Source organism: Streptomyces sp. NBRC 110611 (genome assembly GCF_001590865.1).
In the GTDB taxonomy this organism is placed as follows: domain Bacteria; phylum Actinomycetota; class Actinomycetes; order Streptomycetales; family Streptomycetaceae; genus Streptomyces.
Window position 1 is genome coordinate 247,710 of sequence record NZ_BBUY01000010.1, and the last position, 14,949, is coordinate 262,658.

12 protein-coding genes are annotated in these 14,949 nt (G+C 71.1%); 4 read left to right on the forward strand and 8 right to left on the reverse strand.

Translation table 11 applies throughout. The annotated features are described in order from the left end of the window. The first annotated feature begins 118 nt into the window (after window positions 1-118). Together AZE13_RS21865 and AZE13_RS21870 are read left to right on the forward strand one after the other, a co-directional pair. Entirely contained in the window at window positions 119-1,633 is a 1,515-nt protein-coding gene (locus tag AZE13_RS21865) for an HtaA domain-containing protein (RefSeq protein WP_066934476.1), read from the forward strand. 160 nt (window positions 1,634-1,793) lie between these two features. Further along, complete coding sequence (locus tag AZE13_RS21870; protein ID WP_066934479.1) at window positions 1,794-3,374, forward strand: HtaA domain-containing protein; 1,581 nt, start codon at window positions 1,794-1,796, stop codon at window positions 3,372-3,374. 160 nt (window positions 3,375-3,534) lie between these two features. On the opposite strand, the gene AZE13_RS21875 is transcribed toward AZE13_RS21870, so the two are convergent. Both AZE13_RS21875 and AZE13_RS21880 read right to left on the reverse strand, forming a co-directional pair. Beyond that, window positions 3,535-4,230 carry a maleylpyruvate isomerase N-terminal domain-containing protein gene (locus AZE13_RS21875; RefSeq protein WP_066934601.1) on the reverse strand — a complete coding sequence of 232 codons (696 nt, stop codon included), beginning with the start codon at window positions 4,228-4,230 and terminating at the stop codon, window positions 3,535-3,537. Between the two features lie 113 nt (window positions 4,231-4,343). Further along, entirely contained in the window at window positions 4,344-5,354 is a 1,011-nt protein-coding gene (locus tag AZE13_RS21880; RefSeq protein WP_066934483.1) for an SMP-30/gluconolactonase/LRE family protein, read from the reverse strand. A 416-nt stretch (window positions 5,355-5,770) separates the two neighbouring features. Here AZE13_RS21880 and AZE13_RS21885 point away from each other — a divergent pair, with 416 nt between their 5' ends. Beyond that, a complete protein-coding gene (locus tag AZE13_RS21885; protein WP_079124245.1) occupies window positions 5,771-7,546 on the forward strand; it encodes a TlrC/CarA/OleB/SrmB family ABC-F type ribosomal protection protein in 1,776 nt (591 codons plus the stop codon). A 270-nt stretch (window positions 7,547-7,816) separates the two neighbouring features. Further along, window positions 7,817-8,398 carry a hypothetical protein gene (locus AZE13_RS21890; protein WP_258527919.1) on the forward strand — a complete coding sequence of 194 codons (582 nt, stop codon included), beginning with the start codon at window positions 7,817-7,819 and terminating at the stop codon, window positions 8,396-8,398. Window positions 8,399-8,473: 75 nt separating this feature from the next. Here AZE13_RS21890 and AZE13_RS21895 read toward each other — a convergent pair whose 3' ends face one another. The 6 genes from AZE13_RS21895 to polX form a co-directional block, all read right to left on the reverse strand. Beyond that, window positions 8,474-8,908 carry a lasso peptide biosynthesis B2 protein gene (locus AZE13_RS21895; RefSeq protein ID WP_066934486.1) on the reverse strand — a complete coding sequence of 145 codons (435 nt, stop codon included), beginning with the start codon at window positions 8,906-8,908 and terminating at the stop codon, window positions 8,474-8,476. After that, complete coding sequence (locus tag AZE13_RS21900) at window positions 8,905-9,159, reverse strand: lasso peptide biosynthesis PqqD family chaperone (RefSeq protein WP_066934488.1); 255 nt, start codon at window positions 9,157-9,159, stop codon at window positions 8,905-8,907. The genes AZE13_RS21895 and AZE13_RS21900 overlap by 4 nt, the downstream gene beginning before the upstream one ends. Window positions 9,160-9,272: 113 nt before the next feature. After that, the gene (locus tag AZE13_RS21905) at window positions 9,273-11,123 is read right to left on the reverse strand and encodes a lasso peptide isopeptide bond-forming cyclase (RefSeq protein WP_066934491.1); all 1,851 of its coding nucleotides are present in this window, start codon (window positions 11,121-11,123) and stop codon (window positions 9,273-9,275) included. Window positions 11,124-11,151: 28 nt separating this feature from the next. Then, entirely contained in the window at window positions 11,152-11,262 is a 111-nt protein-coding gene (locus tag AZE13_RS35780) for a keywimysin-related RiPP (protein WP_107288394.1), read from the reverse strand. 460 nt (window positions 11,263-11,722) lie between these two features. Then, on the reverse strand, window positions 11,723-12,871 hold the full coding sequence (locus AZE13_RS21910) for a hypothetical protein (RefSeq protein WP_066934493.1): 1,149 nt from the start codon (window positions 12,869-12,871) through the stop codon (window positions 11,723-11,725). Window positions 12,872-12,908: 37 nt separating this feature from the next. Beyond that, entirely contained in the window at window positions 12,909-14,660 is a 1,752-nt protein-coding gene (gene polX / locus AZE13_RS21915; RefSeq protein ID WP_066934495.1) for a DNA polymerase/3'-5' exonuclease PolX, read from the reverse strand. Window positions 14,661-14,949: the final 289 nt, after the last annotated feature.

A 14,949-nucleotide genomic window follows, 5' to 3' on the forward strand; every position in this document is an offset into this window, starting at 1 on the left:
GCTGCCGTTGCCACCGGCCGCCGACCTTGCCGACGGCCGTACGCACCCTCCCGCCTGCGGCCCGTTCCGTCGCCGCACCCGGTTGGTATGTCACGGTCTGCGGCGCGCGCTGCTCCGGATGGTCACCATCGCGCTCGGCGTCGTCCTGCTGGCAGGCGCGCCGGCCACGCTCCTCCCAGCCGGCACGGCGCACGCGGCGGACCGTACGCTGGCCGGGGGGCGGCTCGACTGGGCGATCAAGTCCTCTTTCCAGTCGTACGTCACCGGCCCTATCGCCCAGGGGAGTTGGCGCCTCACCGGCGGCTCGGCCACCGTCGGCGGGAGCCGCTTCCGCTTCCACTCGGCAACCGGCAGCTACGATCCGGACAGCGGTGCCTTCACCGCCGGCTACTCCGGAGGCGTGCACTTCACCGCCCACCGGAAACCGGACGGCTCCTACGAACTCGACCTCACGATCAGCCGGCCCCGCGTCGCCCTCTCCGGCGGCAAGGGCACTCTCTACGCCGACATGACCAGCAAGGAGAAGGGCACCGGCAAGGTCACCACGGCCGCCGGGGTGCCGCTGGCCACGCTCGACGCCAGTGGCCTCGACACCCGCGGCGGCGGCACCCCCGTCGCCCTCGACAATCTTCCGGCCACCCTCACCGCGCAGGGCGCCCGTGCCTTCGCCGGCTACTACCCCGCCGGTACGCCCCTCGACCCGGTCAGCTTCTCCGCCGACGTCCGCGTCGGGGGAGGGGGAGAGCCGGGCGACGGCACGGGGCACGGGACGGGGCATGGCCAGGGCGACAACAAGGCCGAGGGGGAGGACAAGGACCCGCACAAGGGTGAGGACACGGGCCAGGGCCAGGACGGCGGCAAGGGGGACGGTGACGGGGCATTCGCCGACGCGGCCGTGGACTGGGGCGTACGCCGGACCTTCCGGGAGTACGTCACCGGCCCCGTCGCCCGCGGCCGCTGGCGGCTGAGCGACGGCGCCCAGGACGGTGGTGCGCTCTTCCGCTTCCCTGACGGCAGCGGTGCGTACGACGCCCGACGGCACACACTCGACGCGCACTTCAGCGGTACGCTCCGCTTCACCGGTACCCACCTCGACCTCGCGCTGAGCGCTGTCACGGTGACCGTACGGGACGGCACGGGCACCCTCTCCGCCGATGTCACCACCGGGGCGACCGGCGGTAAGGGCGCCCCCATAATCGCCCGTAACACTCCGCTGGTCACTTTCGACGCCGGCCAACTGAGTGCCGACAACGGTCTGATCGCCGTCAAGGAAGCGCCGACGAAGCTGACGGCGGAAGGGGCGAAGGCGTTCGCGGGTATGTACCCGGCGGGCACGGCCATGGACCCGGTCTCGCTCGCCGTCGCCGTCAAGGAAGGCACTCGGCTGCCCGCACTGCCCGATCTCGGCAGCGATCCCACGTCGGCTCGCGCTCCGCAGACGAAGCCGCAGGCGGAGCCGAGGACGGCGGACCGGCCGGGGCAGGCGGCCGAGGAGGGGCACGCCGGCTCTGCGGCCCGGCCGTTGTCCCTGGTGGCGGGCGCCATCGTGCTCGCCGGTGCGGCCACCTTCCGTGTCCTGCGGACCCGTCGCCGCCGCGCGGCCCCGAACCCCCCGCCCCCGACCGGATCCTGACCCCTCGCCGCACGCCCTCGCGCCCCTTTCCCCTCGCACCCCTTCCCCCTTTTCCCTCTCGCCCCCTTTTCCTCCTTTCCCCTTCCACCTCTCCCTCTTTCCTCGACCCCCTTTCACATATCCACTCCGCTATCCACTCCACGAAGGAGACGTCACACTCATGCCCGCCACACGCAGATCCCTCGCCTTTGTCGCGGCGCTCGCCACCACCGCGGCGCTGGGCATGCCGTCCGTGGCCCTCGCCGCCGGCGGGGAATCCGGAGCCGCACGGATCGACTTGAAGCACGGCACTCTCGACTGGGGAGTGAAGGAGTCGTTCCGCAAGTACGTCAGCGGGATCGCATTCGGCACGATCACGGCCGCCGACGGCGCCGAACAGGCCCCGGAAAACGGCCCGTTCACCTTCACCGGCGGTACCGGAAGCTACGACACCGGAAGTCATGCCGTTGCCGCCACCTTCCAGGGCAGCGTCCGCTTCACCTCGCGGTTTCACGGTTTCGACATCAAGCTGGCCGACCTCAAGGTGTCGACACACGGAACCGACGGCACCATCACCGCCGATATCACCGCGTCCGGTAAGACCCAGGACGATGTCGCCCTGGCCTCGCTGAACTTGGGCGGGGTACAGCCCGGCAGTGGTGCGGACGGGGCGATGACCTTCGCGGGAATCCCCGCGAAACTGACCGCCGAGGGCGCGAAGGCCTTCAACGGCATGTACCGGGAGGGCCAGGAACTCGATCCCGTCAGCTTGTCCGTCACTCCGGCGACATCCACCGGCAAGCCCGCCCCGGCCCCGGCCCCGGACCCACACCCGGCCCCGGCTCCGGGCCCGGCCACGAACCCGGATCACGAGCGCACTCCGGACCAGATACCGCCCGCTCGGCATCCGGCGGAACGGCCGGCCACCAAGGCCGCTACGGCCGCCACCGGAGAGATCGTCGACGGTGCCCTCGACTGGGGCGTCAAGAAGTCCTTCCGGGACTATGTCACCGGACCGATCGGCGGCGGAAAGGCCGAAACGGACGGTGGCGCCGCGGCGTCCGGCGCCGGCTACCGCTTCCCGAAGGGCCACGGTACGCACGACGCCACGAAGGCCACCCTGGACGCCGGCTTCAACGGCTCCGTACGGTTCCTCGCCCACTCCGGTGCCCTGGACCTGAAGTTCGGCAACCTCAAAGTCAAGGTGCAAGGCAGCAAGGGCACGCTGACCGCCGATGTGTCCGCCAAGTCCCGCACGTCCGGCAAGGTCACCACCACCGACGCCATGCCGGTTGCCGACCTGAAGGTCCCGTCGGGCGCGCTCAACCCGGCCAAGGGCGTCGTCACGCTCGACAAGGTCCCGGCCACGCTCACCGCTGCGGGCGCCACGGCTTTCGACAACATGTACAAGCCGGGACAGGCCCTGGACCCGGTGACGCTCGTCGTCTCCGTGGACAAGAACGCCCAGCTTCCGAGCGGTGAAAACGATTCGGCCAACGGTGGTTCCGGTTCCGGTTCCGGTTCCGGTTCTGGTACCGGTTCCGGTGCCACCGCCTCAGGCTCAGGTTCTGGCTCTGGTGCTGGTGAGGCGTCGGCGGTCGGCGGATCCGGGTCGCCCAGCTTCAGCAGCGGCACCGGCGGCGGTGCCCTCGCCGCCACCGGCTCCAGTGTCCCCAGCGGCACCCTGCTCGGTACCGCCACGGCCCTGGTCCTCGCTGGAGGCGCCACGGTGTACGCGGCCCGGCGCCGCACCACTCGTTAGCCGACGACTCACCCCCCAGCAGGAGATCTCTGCCTGGAAGGAGCCGCTGGAGCCGGGCCGCCCTCGGGCCAGTCCGGCTCCAGCGGCCGGGCGCCGGCGGCGTCGGCCCGCTCCGCTGCGGTGCGCCGTCCAGGGGCCACCCGATGCAGCCATCCAGGGGCTACCCGATGACGAGCGGGAGCTTCGTCGTCAGCTCGCCCAGTTCGGCCTTCTCCGTGTCGGTGGGGGCGCGACGCCCGGTGCCGATCAGGAGCGCTTCCCGGTCGGAGAGTGACGCGGGGAACGCGGACCCGGCGATCTCTTCCAGCATGTCGCGGGATCGGGCGAGCCCCTCCGCGGTGGGGCCTGTCCTGCCCGAACTGAGTGGAGAGCCGGGGGAGGGTTCCCCCGCGTCCGGGAGGTGTGCGATCAGGTCGAGGTGGTGCAGCGTCCACTCCAGGACGTATGCGGAGAGGTAGTCGCCCGCGGTGAGAATCTTGTTCTGGGTGCTGACCGGGAGGTCCGGGTCGGCGAGTTGGGCGGCGCGGCCGGCGGCGGAGCCGAGATCGTCGAGGTGGAACTTGAGCAGCCGGGGCTCCTCGTACGCGGCGGCCAGCCGGACGATCAGCGCGTCGAGCGGGTCGTCGCCGGTCGGTGGTGTATCGGCGACGTCCCAGTAGGTCACCGCGTCGTGAGTCGGTTCCGATTCGGCGGGGGTCACGAGGGTGATCAGGACGTCCTGAGCATCGATGATCAGATGGCACACCAGGTCCCGTACGAGCCAGCCGGCGCAGCCGGACGGCCGCACGAAGTCCTCGTCCGGGAGTTCGGCGACCGCCGTACGCAACGCCGTCCAAGAGCGTGAGAAGAGATCCACGTCGGCAAGGTAGTGCGGTACCACACAGGCGGACAAACGCTTTTGGCCGTGGACTCGCGCTCTCGGGTTCTCGGGCCCTCGGACGGCCGGCGGGGGCGGCGTACGTCCCGTGCTCAGCCGGCCCCGTGCCGGGGAACGGTGACCTTCACGATGCGGCCGGAGGCTTCGGAGACGAACAGGGCGCGCTGTGCGCTGTGATCACCGAAGCCGCGGGCGAGCCGCACGCTGGTCGGCATGCGCAGGCCGGTCGCGAGGATGCAGGAGCGGCCGGTGGTGGGTTCCACCTGGATGAGTTCGCCGTCCCGGAAGGAGGTGACGAGCAGATTGCCGTCGAAGGCGGTGAGGTCGTCAAGGAGTTTGATGTCGAAGGGGCGGGGGCTGAGGTGGGTGACCGTGGTGTGGTGGGCGGGATCGTTCAGGGGGATCCGTACGACGGGGGAGGCGGCGTTGGTGAGGACGCTCGCGTACAGCTGGTCGCCGACGATCTGCAGGCCGTTGGTGCCGAAGATGTTCGCGGCCCGTGTCCACTTCTCGTCCGTCGTGCCGTCCGGGCGAATCTTGAGGATGCCGGTGGCCAGTTCGCGGCCGAGGTAGAAATTGCCGTCGGCGTCGATGGCCAGACCGTTGACACCGGACACCCCGTCCACCACCTTCACCGGTTTCGGCGTGGCGGCGGTCGGGTCGAAGCGGAGGATGCCGCCGCCCGAGACCCATGAAGTCAGGGGATTCAAGCCGAAGTTGACATACATCATCCCGTCGGGTCCACGCCGGATGCCGCCGGGTCCGTTCACCGGGAAGCTGGTCCTGAGCGTCCCGTCGGGGGCGTACCCCTCGACCCGGTGCCGGGTGACGTGCGAGACCCAGAGTGTGCCGTGCCCGTCGAACTCCAGGTTCTCCCGCCAGTCGAGCAGGGGTGGGCCGCCCGCCCGGAATACCTCCGTGTGTGCCTGTTGTGCGCACCGGTCGAGGGGTGCGGTGGTGGGTGCGGGTGCCTTGACTGCCGACGAGGTGCGGGACGTGGCCGTCGGTGCTTGGGGCGTGGCCGCCGACGCCGGTGGGGCGGTGAGTGTCAGTGCGGAGGCCAGGACTGCCGTGCAGGCCGTCCGCCGCAGGAAGGCCGCCACACGGGGGTGGTGCGTCAGAGCCCTCCTCTGTTCCGGCTCCGGACGCGCGGTGGGTTTGCCGGTGGGTCCGCCAGTGGGCCCACCGGTGGGCTTTCTGTTCATATCAACCCTCATGAAAAGCAGGGTAGTTGGGCATATGGCGGTGGGCCATGGTGCCCATGGGGCGGGCTGCGCGAACGAGGCGAGACGATTCGTCTTGCCAGGGTGGCTTCCGGGGGGTACGGTGCTGCGCATGGGTTCCCTGTTTCTGTGATGACCGGGCGCGTGGCCGCGTCGAGCTGAGCTCCGCCGCCACCGTCGCCCTCCCGTGTGCCGACGCCCCGTGCGGGCCCGCCAGGTACGCGGACGTGTCATCGACCTCTGCCATCTGACATCTGCCCCGGCGGTCTTGTCGCCGAGAACAAGGGGGTACCCCCATGCACGCCTCTTCGACTTCTCCCTTTTCCTCCCCCTCCTCTTCCTCTCCCTCCGTCGCCTCCACTGCCTCCCCCTTCGCCGCTGCCGCCTCTGTCCGCACCGCGCAGCTGGCGTTCCACGACGTCACCAAGCGCTACGCCGACCATGTCGTCCTCGACGGGGTCTCGTTCGCCGTCAAACCAGGGGAGAAGGTGGGTGTCGTCGGCGACAACGGGTCGGGGAAGTCCACGCTCCTGAAGCTGATGTCCGGGCGGCTGGCGGCTGACAACGGCGAGGTGACCGTCCGCGCGCCCGGCGGTACCGGCTACCTCGCGCAGGCCCTGGAGCTGCCGCCGCAGGCCACCGTCCAGGACGCCGTTGATCTCGCCCTGGCCGACCTTCGTGACCTCGAAGTGCGCATGCGCCGGGCCGAGGCCGACCTGGGCCGCCGGGACGTGGAGGCCGGGCTCGACGGCGCCCTCGCGGTCTACGCGGACCTGGTGGAGCGCTACGAGGCGCGCGGCGGATACGCGGCCGAGGCACGGGTGGACAGCGCCCTGCACGGCCTCGGGCTGCCGACCCTGGCGCGCGGCAGGCGGCTGGGCACCCTGTCCGGTGGTGAGCGGTCCCGACTGGCGCTGGCCGCCACGCTCGCCTCCCAGCCGGAACTGCTCCTGCTGGACGAGCCGACCAACGACCTGGACGACCAGGCCGTGAGCTGGCTGGAGGAGCACCTGCGGGCTCACCGGGGCACCGTGGTCGCGGTCACCCATGACCGGGTGTTCCTGGAACGGCTCACCGCCACCGTCCTGGAAGTCGGCTCCGGCACGGTCTCGCGATACGGGGACGGATACGACGGCTATCTCGCCGCCAAGGAGGCCGAGCGCCGGCGGCGGCTACGGGAGTACGAGGAGTGGCGGGCCGAACTGGCCCGCAACCGGCGGCTGGTGGAATCCCAGGTGGCGCGGCTGAACGGCATACCGCGCAAGCTGCCGTTCGCCGTCTTCGGCCATGGCGCCTTCCGGTCGCGTGGCCGCGGACACGGTGCGATGGGCCGTATCCGCAACGCCAAGGCGCGCCTGGAGCGGCTGACGGACGACCCCGTCGCCCCGCCCGCGGCCCCGCTCGTCTTCACCGCCCGTATCGCCACGGCGGCCGGGCAGGAGAAGACTCCGGGCGAAGTGCCGACGCCATCGTGCCAGGTGGCGGCCGAAGTCCTCGGCCTGCATGTCGGGGGTCGCCTTCGGCTGCCCGCACTGCACCTGGGGGCCGCCCAACGGCTGCTGGTCACCGGGCCCAACGGGGCGGGCAAGAGCACCTTGCTGCGGGTGCTGGCCGGGGAACTGCGGCCGGACAGCGGATCGGTACGGGTACCCGGGCGCGTCGGGCACCTGCGGCAGGAGGGGACGCCCTGGGCCCCGGATCTGACCGTGCTGCAAGCGTTCGCCCAGGGGCGCGCGGGAACGGAGGACGAGCACGCTCAATCCCTGCTCTCGCTCGGCCTGTTCGGACCGGCGGAGCTGCGGCTACGGGTGGGGGAGCTGTCGTACGGTCAGCGGCGCCGGATCGAACTGGCCCGGCTCGTCGTCGAGCCGGTGGACCTGCTGTTGCTGGACGAGCCGACCAACCATCTGTCTCCCGCCCTCGTCGAGGAACTGGAACGGGCACTGGCCGACTACCGGGGCGCCGTGGTGGTCGTCACCCATGACCGCCGGATGCGCTCCCGGTTCACCGGCTCCCACCTCGCGCTGCGGGACGGCCGGGTCGCGCATTTCCGCGAGGGCGACCGGAGCTGACGGCCAGGCCACTGGGCCGCGTCGTCATCCCGGGCCCCGTCGTGTGAGGGTTGTCCTTCCGGTACGGCATCGGGGCGAGAGCTGGACGGTTGCGGGACCGGAAACGGAAGAAGTCACAGGAAGGGAAGGAGCTACGGCATGGGCAGCAGCCAGGGGACGGGGAGAACCCGGGGGAGGGGAGGCGGGATACCCGCCCCTGAGACGGAGAGGCATGTGGCGCGGATGCGGCAGGACCGGTGGAGGCGGCCGCTCCGGGCTCGACCGGACGGCATGGCGTGGGCACCCGTCACCACACTGCTGGTCCTCTCCCTGAGCGCGACCTGTGGGGTGATGACCCAGGCTCAGCCGGCGGCCGCGACCGGACTCCACTCGGGCCCGGTGGCGGCGACGCCTTCCGCTTCCGCCCGTACGCCGGGGCCCGGCGCACCCGCGAACGTCAGGATCAGTGAGGGGCAGGTCGGCGAGGTCGGGCCCGGGGGGACCCTCACCTACCCGAGCGTGACGAGTTGCCTGACGGTGACCGTCCGCCTCCGGGGCGGCGGAATGGTGGGCGCGCACGCCAGCCTGTTCCAGGTGCCGGGGGAGTACCGGTCGGACCGGATCCTCGCGGCGGTCGGGCAGCGCATCGGCGCGCGGGCGGTACGTGCGGTGGAGGTCAGGGGTGCCGTCGGTGCCTGGCACCCGAGCTACTTCGCCAAGGCGATCGAGAGCCACGCGGAGGGCGAGCGGGTACCCGTACCCACCGAGCCCGACCCGGACGGCCTGGCCAGGGCGGTGGCGGACGGACTCGGGGTGCCGCGGGACAAGGTGACGGTCGAGGACCTTCCCGACGGCGACCAGACGGTGAGCTGAGCCGAGCGGCCGTCGTGCGCGGGGGCGGCGGCCGGACGCGGACGTCCGGGACGGGCAGGCGCCGTCCCGGACGGCTCAACGGGGCGGCCGCGGGGCCGGGGGGACGGTCAGGAGGCGGTTGAAGTAGTCGTCCGGTACGCCTTCGTCCACCAGCCTGCCGTCGATCTCCACCCAGGCGTGGGCCGTGAACGGGGGCACCAGGCGTACCCCGGTGCACCAGGTGGGCCAGGTCCCCCCGAGGCGGCACAGCAGCGCGGTGCCCAGTGAGCGTGGCAGGCAGCCACGGGGGCCCGCGCAGAAGAGGCTGACGGCACAGATCGCGTCCCGGGCGGACTTGGCCTGCGCGGCGGACGCGGGCGCCGCGCCACGGCGTACGGCCTCGAGCACCGCCCGGATCCGGCGTGGTGGCAGGACGGACAGCGGGAAGGCGGCGAGGAGGACGAGCCGTGCGGCCAGCCGCCGGGTGCGCGGGATGCCCGTTGGCCGAGTCAGTGCGCTCGGTGTGGTCATGCGGTCAGCCCCGAGGTCCGCAGCAGGTCGAGGAGGGCCGCGACATCCTGTGCGGCCCGGGACCGGCCGATGTCGAACTCGGCGACGACCGCGTCGACCGCGTCCGCTTCCTCACCGCCTTCGAGCAGTGTCCGGATCACGATCGTGCCGGTGGGGTTGAGCTCCCAGTAGTCTCCGCTGCGTTGGTCGAGCAGGACGGTGCCGTACTCCGTCTCCGCGGCGGTGACATCTTTGGCGAGCTGCAGTGCCATATTCCGAGTCCTTTTCTGCCGTGCGCCGGAGAGGCTTTACCGCCGTGCCGGAGAACATCTTCCTCCGTGCGTCGGCGACCCTTGAGCCGTCAGTCGAACCGTCAGTCGAGCCGTCAGTCACTGGAAATCTCTTGCCGCTTGCGAGAAAGGCTTCGCAACCACACTTCGCAAGCGATCGTCGAATACAGAATTGCTTCTTTGAGTTCGGGTGCGGAGGGCCGTCGGGCCAGCTCCCTCAGCGCCTGCCCATCCACCAGGCCGAGCCGGGCCAGATGGGAGTCCTCCCACAATTCCATGAGGTCACCACGGCGTTCACGCAGCCCGTTGGCGGCGTCCATGGACGCCTGTGCCTTGTTGGCGCGCTCCAGACACACGTCCGGCACGACCTGCCGCATCGCGGCGGTCAGCAGCGGCTTGTAGGCCCAGGGCGTGACGCGCTCGACGGGGTCGGCGGCCAGGCAGGCCTCGATCACCCGGTCGTCGAAGAACGGTGAGGCCATGGGCACGCCCGCGCGGGCGGCCATCCGGTCCCACTGCCGGACGATCCGCGTGCAGCCGCGGATCTGTTCGAGGTCGGCGTGCATGCCCCGGTCGGGGTGGAGCGGAACGGCGCTCTCCGCCGCGTCGCGCAGCGCCCGCCCGGCGATCTGCGCCGCCTCGGGGGTGACCCAGTCGAACAGGCGCGGTGCTGATCCCCAGCCGAGGGCTCCGCTGACCAGCGGCGCCGGCGCCTCGCGCAGCCGGCGGCCGGTGTGCCCGAGCCACTGTCCGTACGAGCGGGAGTCGGCCAGGGCGCGCACGGTTGCGCCCAGCGGCCAGTGGAACAGCGTCCGGAAGCCGCGCAGGTTCCGGAGGGCGCGCAGCGGTCGGGTCCGGACCAGGCGGTGGTAGTACGCCTCGGAGCACCAGGCGACATGGTCGCCTCCGATCCCGGTGAGGTGCAGTCGGCTGCCTCGCCGGCCCAGCTCCGGCAGGTGGTACAGGACGCGGGACCGGTCCATGACGCCGATGGTGGGCTCGTCGATGAGGTCGTCGATGGCCAGCAGGCCGTCGTACACCAGCGGCGATTCGTCGGCGTCCCAGATCACGTGCTCGACGTCCGGGAGGAAGCCGGCGGCCTTCTCGGCCCAGTACAGGTCGCAGTCGGCGGGGTCGCGGCCGGGCCAGGTGCTGGCCACCACATGGGCCGGTGACCGTGCGGCCAGGAAGCAGACCGAGGTGGAGTCCAGACCGCCGGACAGGTCGCAGCTGACCACGCCGCCCGCGTGGGTACGGGCGTCGACGGCCTCCGACAGCGCCTCCCGCACCAGGGGCGCGCTCTCGGCCAGGGAACGTACCGGCTCGGGCGGTGTCCACCAGCGGGCGTGCCGCGCGGTCCGTCCGTCCGGCGCGATGATCAGCGCGTCCTCGGGGGGCACGGCCGTCACGCCGCGCCAGAGAGAGGTCTCCGACAGCGGGTAGGGCGTCGGCCACAACAGCCGTACGGCCAGCCGCTCCTCGTCCGGCTCGGCGCCGATCGCGGCCGCGAGCACATCGGCGCTGGTGGCGGCCACCCGCACGCCGTCGACGGCGGTATGGAAGACGAGGCGGAGGCCGGACGCGGTCCCCTGCACACGCAGTCGCCCGTCGAGCGCGGCGACGAGGTGGAAGCTGCCGGGCAGCCGTCGGGCCAGTGCGTCGAGGTCGGTGAGGTCCCGCAACCGGTCTGCGTACCCCTTGAGTTCGTCCGCGCCGACCGGGCAGCAGCCCACCACGGCGAGGGCGGTCCGTCCGGCGTACGCGGTGACGATTTCCTGGTCGCTCCACCGGCCGGCCAGCCACGGCCGGCCCGAGGGATGTGCCAGGACCCGGACTTCCGGACGGAGGAAGGAGCGGGCCGCGGCGATCGCCTCCGCACGGTCGGGAAAGACCGCGAAGTGTGCGTCACCGGGGCCCACTCCCCCCGTCTCATACGACGTGGACATAGCGCGGATACCGAGAGCCGATACCGCCTCAGTTCTTGCTGAGGATGAGACGGTCGTTACCGGCCCTCCCCAAGAGACCGGTCAGCTGACGGAACGTGCCGAGACGGACGAGTGTCGGGGCTTCGTACGCCTTCTTCATGACGCCTCCTCAGTAGTGATGTACCTGTCGTACGCCCTGGTCGAACCTGAAATCGATATGCCGGAAACCCGCTGCATTCGCGATCTCCTGGATTTCGTCGTATGCCAGGGGCTTTGACGCATAGGAATACTAGCGTCATATCGGCGATGCACGGCAAGCCCACGTAGGAAAGAAGGACAATCCACCCTGCATTCAATATCCCTTTCGTGTACGGGTGATGCCGGGTGTGAGTGCTGTTTCCCGTGAGTAAGGAGAGGTCTCGTATTGGGGAACTGAAATGGGGTATCGCGTACGACGGAAGAATCGGTGTTCGATGAAATTCAGCTGGCTGCGCCGACGACGGCGGTGAGAAATGCGTCGCGGGCCGGCCCGGGCTGCCGGGGCGCGGCGTGGTGCGGGTCGGCGTCCCGGCGGCCGGGCCGCCGGGAGCCGATCCCGCCCACGGGTGTGGGCCGGCGCCTCAGGCGATCCAGCGCAGTACCGCGCCGAAGCCGCCCGACGGGCCCGGCACGCCTTCGGGGACCAGCAGCACCTCGGCGTCGGCCGCCGCCGCGGCACGCAGCACGGCGTCGTCCGCACGTGCCCGCTGGGGCTTGCTGACGCCCATCGCCTGCGCCTGGCCGCGCTGGACGGCGACCTGGTCGACGCCCGGCCCGATCCAGACGTCGCGGCCTGCGTCGGACGCGTCCTGCCCGAGGAGCAGGGTGTCGACCTGGTGGCTGCGGGCGGCGTCCACCACGGCCGGCACGCCCTCCGCGGCGTCTCCGGGGTTGCTGTCGACACCGCGGGCACCGTGCTCGCCGGGGCGGCCGCGCCCGGCGCGGAAGCGGTTGAGGGCGTCTTCCAGCCGGGAGTGCGCGTACTGCGCGCGGGCCTGCGCGATCTCCCGGTTGAGCAGGCGCTTGGAGGCGCCCGCCGACCTGCTGCCGTTCTCGGCCTCGACGGTGACGGCCCGTATCCGCTCGGGCAGCCGGTTGTACACGGCGCGGCGCTCGCGGGGGTCGCCGGTCAGGACCAGCAGCTGTGCGCCGCTCTCCGGCCACTGCCGGGTGAGCTCGTCGGCGATGATCTCGGCGGTCTCGTTCCAGGTGTTCTCGACCTTGTTCCGGTAGTGCCACTCGTACCGGTCCGTGGGGATGCTGCGGTGTCCTCGGCCCCGCCACTCCTTGCCGTCCGCGGTGGCCACCGTACGGCTGCGCTGCGCCTCGTGGAGCTCCATGTCGGCGCCGGTGCGGTCGATGTACGCGACCATGCACGCCGGCTGCTCACCGATCAGGCCGGGAAGCGGGGCGATATGCGGCAGCAGGGACCACGTGGCCTCGCCGGTGATCGGGGGCACGCTGAGCGGGATGTCGAGCACGACCTCGGCGCCCGCGGCGAAGACGGCACGGCCGGGCGGCGCCCCGGAGACCGGTTCATGGGCGAGCCGGTCCATCACCGCGCGGCACGTGTACGCATCGGCACCCGCGTCGATCAGCTGCGACGCGATCGAGCGCTCGCGGAGTTTCTGCTGCTTCTGCGCGTCCTCGGTCGCGCGGGTGGTGTCGATGTACACAGAGGCCCATGGGCCCGGACGGTCGAAGAGCGGCTTGAGAAATCCGAGTTCCATGATCTTCCCCCGGCTCGGGGACAGTGGTACTACCAGATTAGGGCGATCTGCGCGCGGAGCCCGTCGCAGTGTTTTCCTTGCGAAGGAACCGGCGCAGCCGTGGCAGGGTCCAGGTGTTGATCACCTCGTCCGCGGTCAGCCAGCCCCGCTGCGCGATGCCCACGCCGTAGCGCAGGAAGTCCAGGTGGAGCGGTGCGTGGGCGTCCGTGTTGACGGCGAACTTCACGCCGTACCGCCTGGCGCGCAGGATGTGCTCGTCGGACAGGTCGAGTCGGTCGGGGTGGGCGTTGATCTCCAGTGCCGTCCCGGTGCGGGCACAGGCGGCGAACACCGCGTCGAGGTCCACATCGAGGGCCGCGCGCTTGCCGATGATCCGGGTGGTCGGGTGTCCGATGATGTTGACCTGTGGGTTCTCGCAGGCTGTGAGCAGCCGCCGGGTCAGGGCGTCCCGCCCCTGGCGGAAGTGGGAGTGGACGGAGGCCACGCAGACGTCGAAGCCGCGCAGGAACTCCTCCGGCCAGTCCACCGTCCCGTCCGGGCCGATGTTGAGCTCGGTGCCGTGCAGCAGGCGCATCTTCCGGTGCTTGCCGTCGAGCGCGCGTACCCGCTCGCGCTGGGCCAGCATCTTGTCGTCGGTCATCCGCTGCATGGCGAGGTCCGGGGCGTGGTCGGTGACCGCGTAGTAGCGCAGGCCCCGCCGGGCCGCGGCCGCCACCATCTCCTCCAGCGGGGCGAGTCCGTCCGTGAGGTCGGTGTGGGTGTGCAGGTCGCCCCTGATGTCCGCCTCCGTGACCAGGTCCGGCAGCTCTCCGCGCAGCGCCGCGGCGATCTCGCCGCGGTCCTCGCGCAGGGTCGGCGGGATCCAGGGCAGACCGAGCCGGGCGTAGACCTCTTCCTCGGTCTGCGAGACGATCTTCTTGCCGCTCTTGGCGTGGAACAGGCCGTACTCGGAGAGTTTGAGCTTGTGGCGCACGGCCATCTCGCGGGTGCGGATGTTGTGCGCCTTGGAGCCGGTGAAGTACTGCAGCCCCGCGCCCCAGGAGTCGGGCGGTACGACGCGCAGGTCGATCTGGAGGCCCTTGGCGGTACGGATGGAGGTCTTCTTCGTGCCGTGGGCGATGACCTCGGTCGTGCCCGGCAGCCGCACGAAGGTGTCCATGAACGGGGCGGAGACCGCCGCCGCCACGAGGATGTCCACATCCCCGACGGTCTCCCGCATACGGCGCAGCGAACCGGCGTACGCACAGCGTTCACAGCCGGACAGGGCGGACAGCTCGGCCACGATCTCCTCGGCGATCTCCATGGCGACGTTGACCGGCACCCGGTCGCCCGAGGCTCGCAGCTGGTCGATGCCGTGGAGGATGTTCTCCTCGGTCCGCGGGCCGAAGCCCTTGAGGTCGCGCAGCCGTTCCTCGTGGATCGCGTCGACGAGTTCGGGCACCGAGGAGATGTGCAGGTCCTGGTAGAGCGTCAGGGCCTTTCTGGGGCCGAGGGTGGGGATGGCCATCAGCTGGCGTACGCCTGCCGGGATCTTCGCCCTGACCTCCTCCACGGCGGGCATCGTGCCGGTCCGCAGGTACTGGGTGACCTTATCGGCGATGGACCTGCCGACGCTCGGGATCTCCAGCAGGCCCGTGATGTCGAGCTTCGACACATCGGCGTGGTAGCCGCCGATGGCACGTGCGGCCTTCTCGTAGGCGCGGGCCTTGAACGCGTCTCCGCCGGTGATCAGGACGAGGTCCGCGTACTCCTGGAGCAGCGCCTGGACCTCCTCGTTGGGCCGGACCACAGCCCCATTTTAGTGCGGACGGGCCTCCGTGGCGGCCTGAGCCCTTCCCCGGGATACCCGGGATCAGCCCTCTGACCTGGGCCGGTCCTGCTCCGGAGCCGGACCGGGGGATCAGGCGAGAGCGAAGTACCGCACCCAGATCCACCCCGCCGAGAGCACCACCGTGACGGCCGTGACGATCAGGCCGTACTTGGTGAACTGCCAGAAGCTGATGGGCCGGCGGCTGCGTTCGGCGATGCCGAGGACGACGACGTTGGCGGAGGCGCCGATGGCGGTCGCGTTGCCGCCC

Coding starts and splice junctions, on each gene's coding strand:
- AZE13_RS21865 (WP_066934476.1), top strand. CDS start 119: ATGGTCACCATCGCGCTCGGCGTCGTCCTGCTGGCAGGCGCGCCGGCC.
- AZE13_RS21870 (WP_066934479.1), top strand. CDS start 1,794: ATGCCCGCCACACGCAGATCCCTCGCCTTTGTCGCGGCGCTCGCCACC.
- AZE13_RS21885 (WP_079124245.1), top strand. CDS start 5,771: ATGCACGCCTCTTCGACTTCTCCCTTTTCCTCCCCCTCCTCTTCCTCT.
- AZE13_RS21890 (WP_258527919.1), top strand. CDS start 7,817: ATGGCGTGGGCACCCGTCACCACACTGCTGGTCCTCTCCCTGAGCGCG.
- AZE13_RS21895 (WP_066934486.1), bottom strand. CDS start 8,908: ATGACCACACCGAGCGCACTGACTCGGCCAACGGGCATCCCGCGCACC.
- AZE13_RS21900 (WP_066934488.1), bottom strand. CDS start 9,159: ATGGCACTGCAGCTCGCCAAAGATGTCACCGCCGCGGAGACGGAGTAC.
- AZE13_RS21905 (WP_066934491.1), bottom strand. CDS start 11,123: ATGTCCACGTCGTATGAGACGGGGGGAGTGGGCCCCGGTGACGCACAC.
- AZE13_RS35780 (WP_107288394.1), bottom strand. CDS start 11,262: ATGAAGAAGGCGTACGAAGCCCCGACACTCGTCCGTCTCGGCACGTTC.
- AZE13_RS21910 (WP_066934493.1), bottom strand. CDS start 12,871: ATGGAACTCGGATTTCTCAAGCCGCTCTTCGACCGTCCGGGCCCATGG.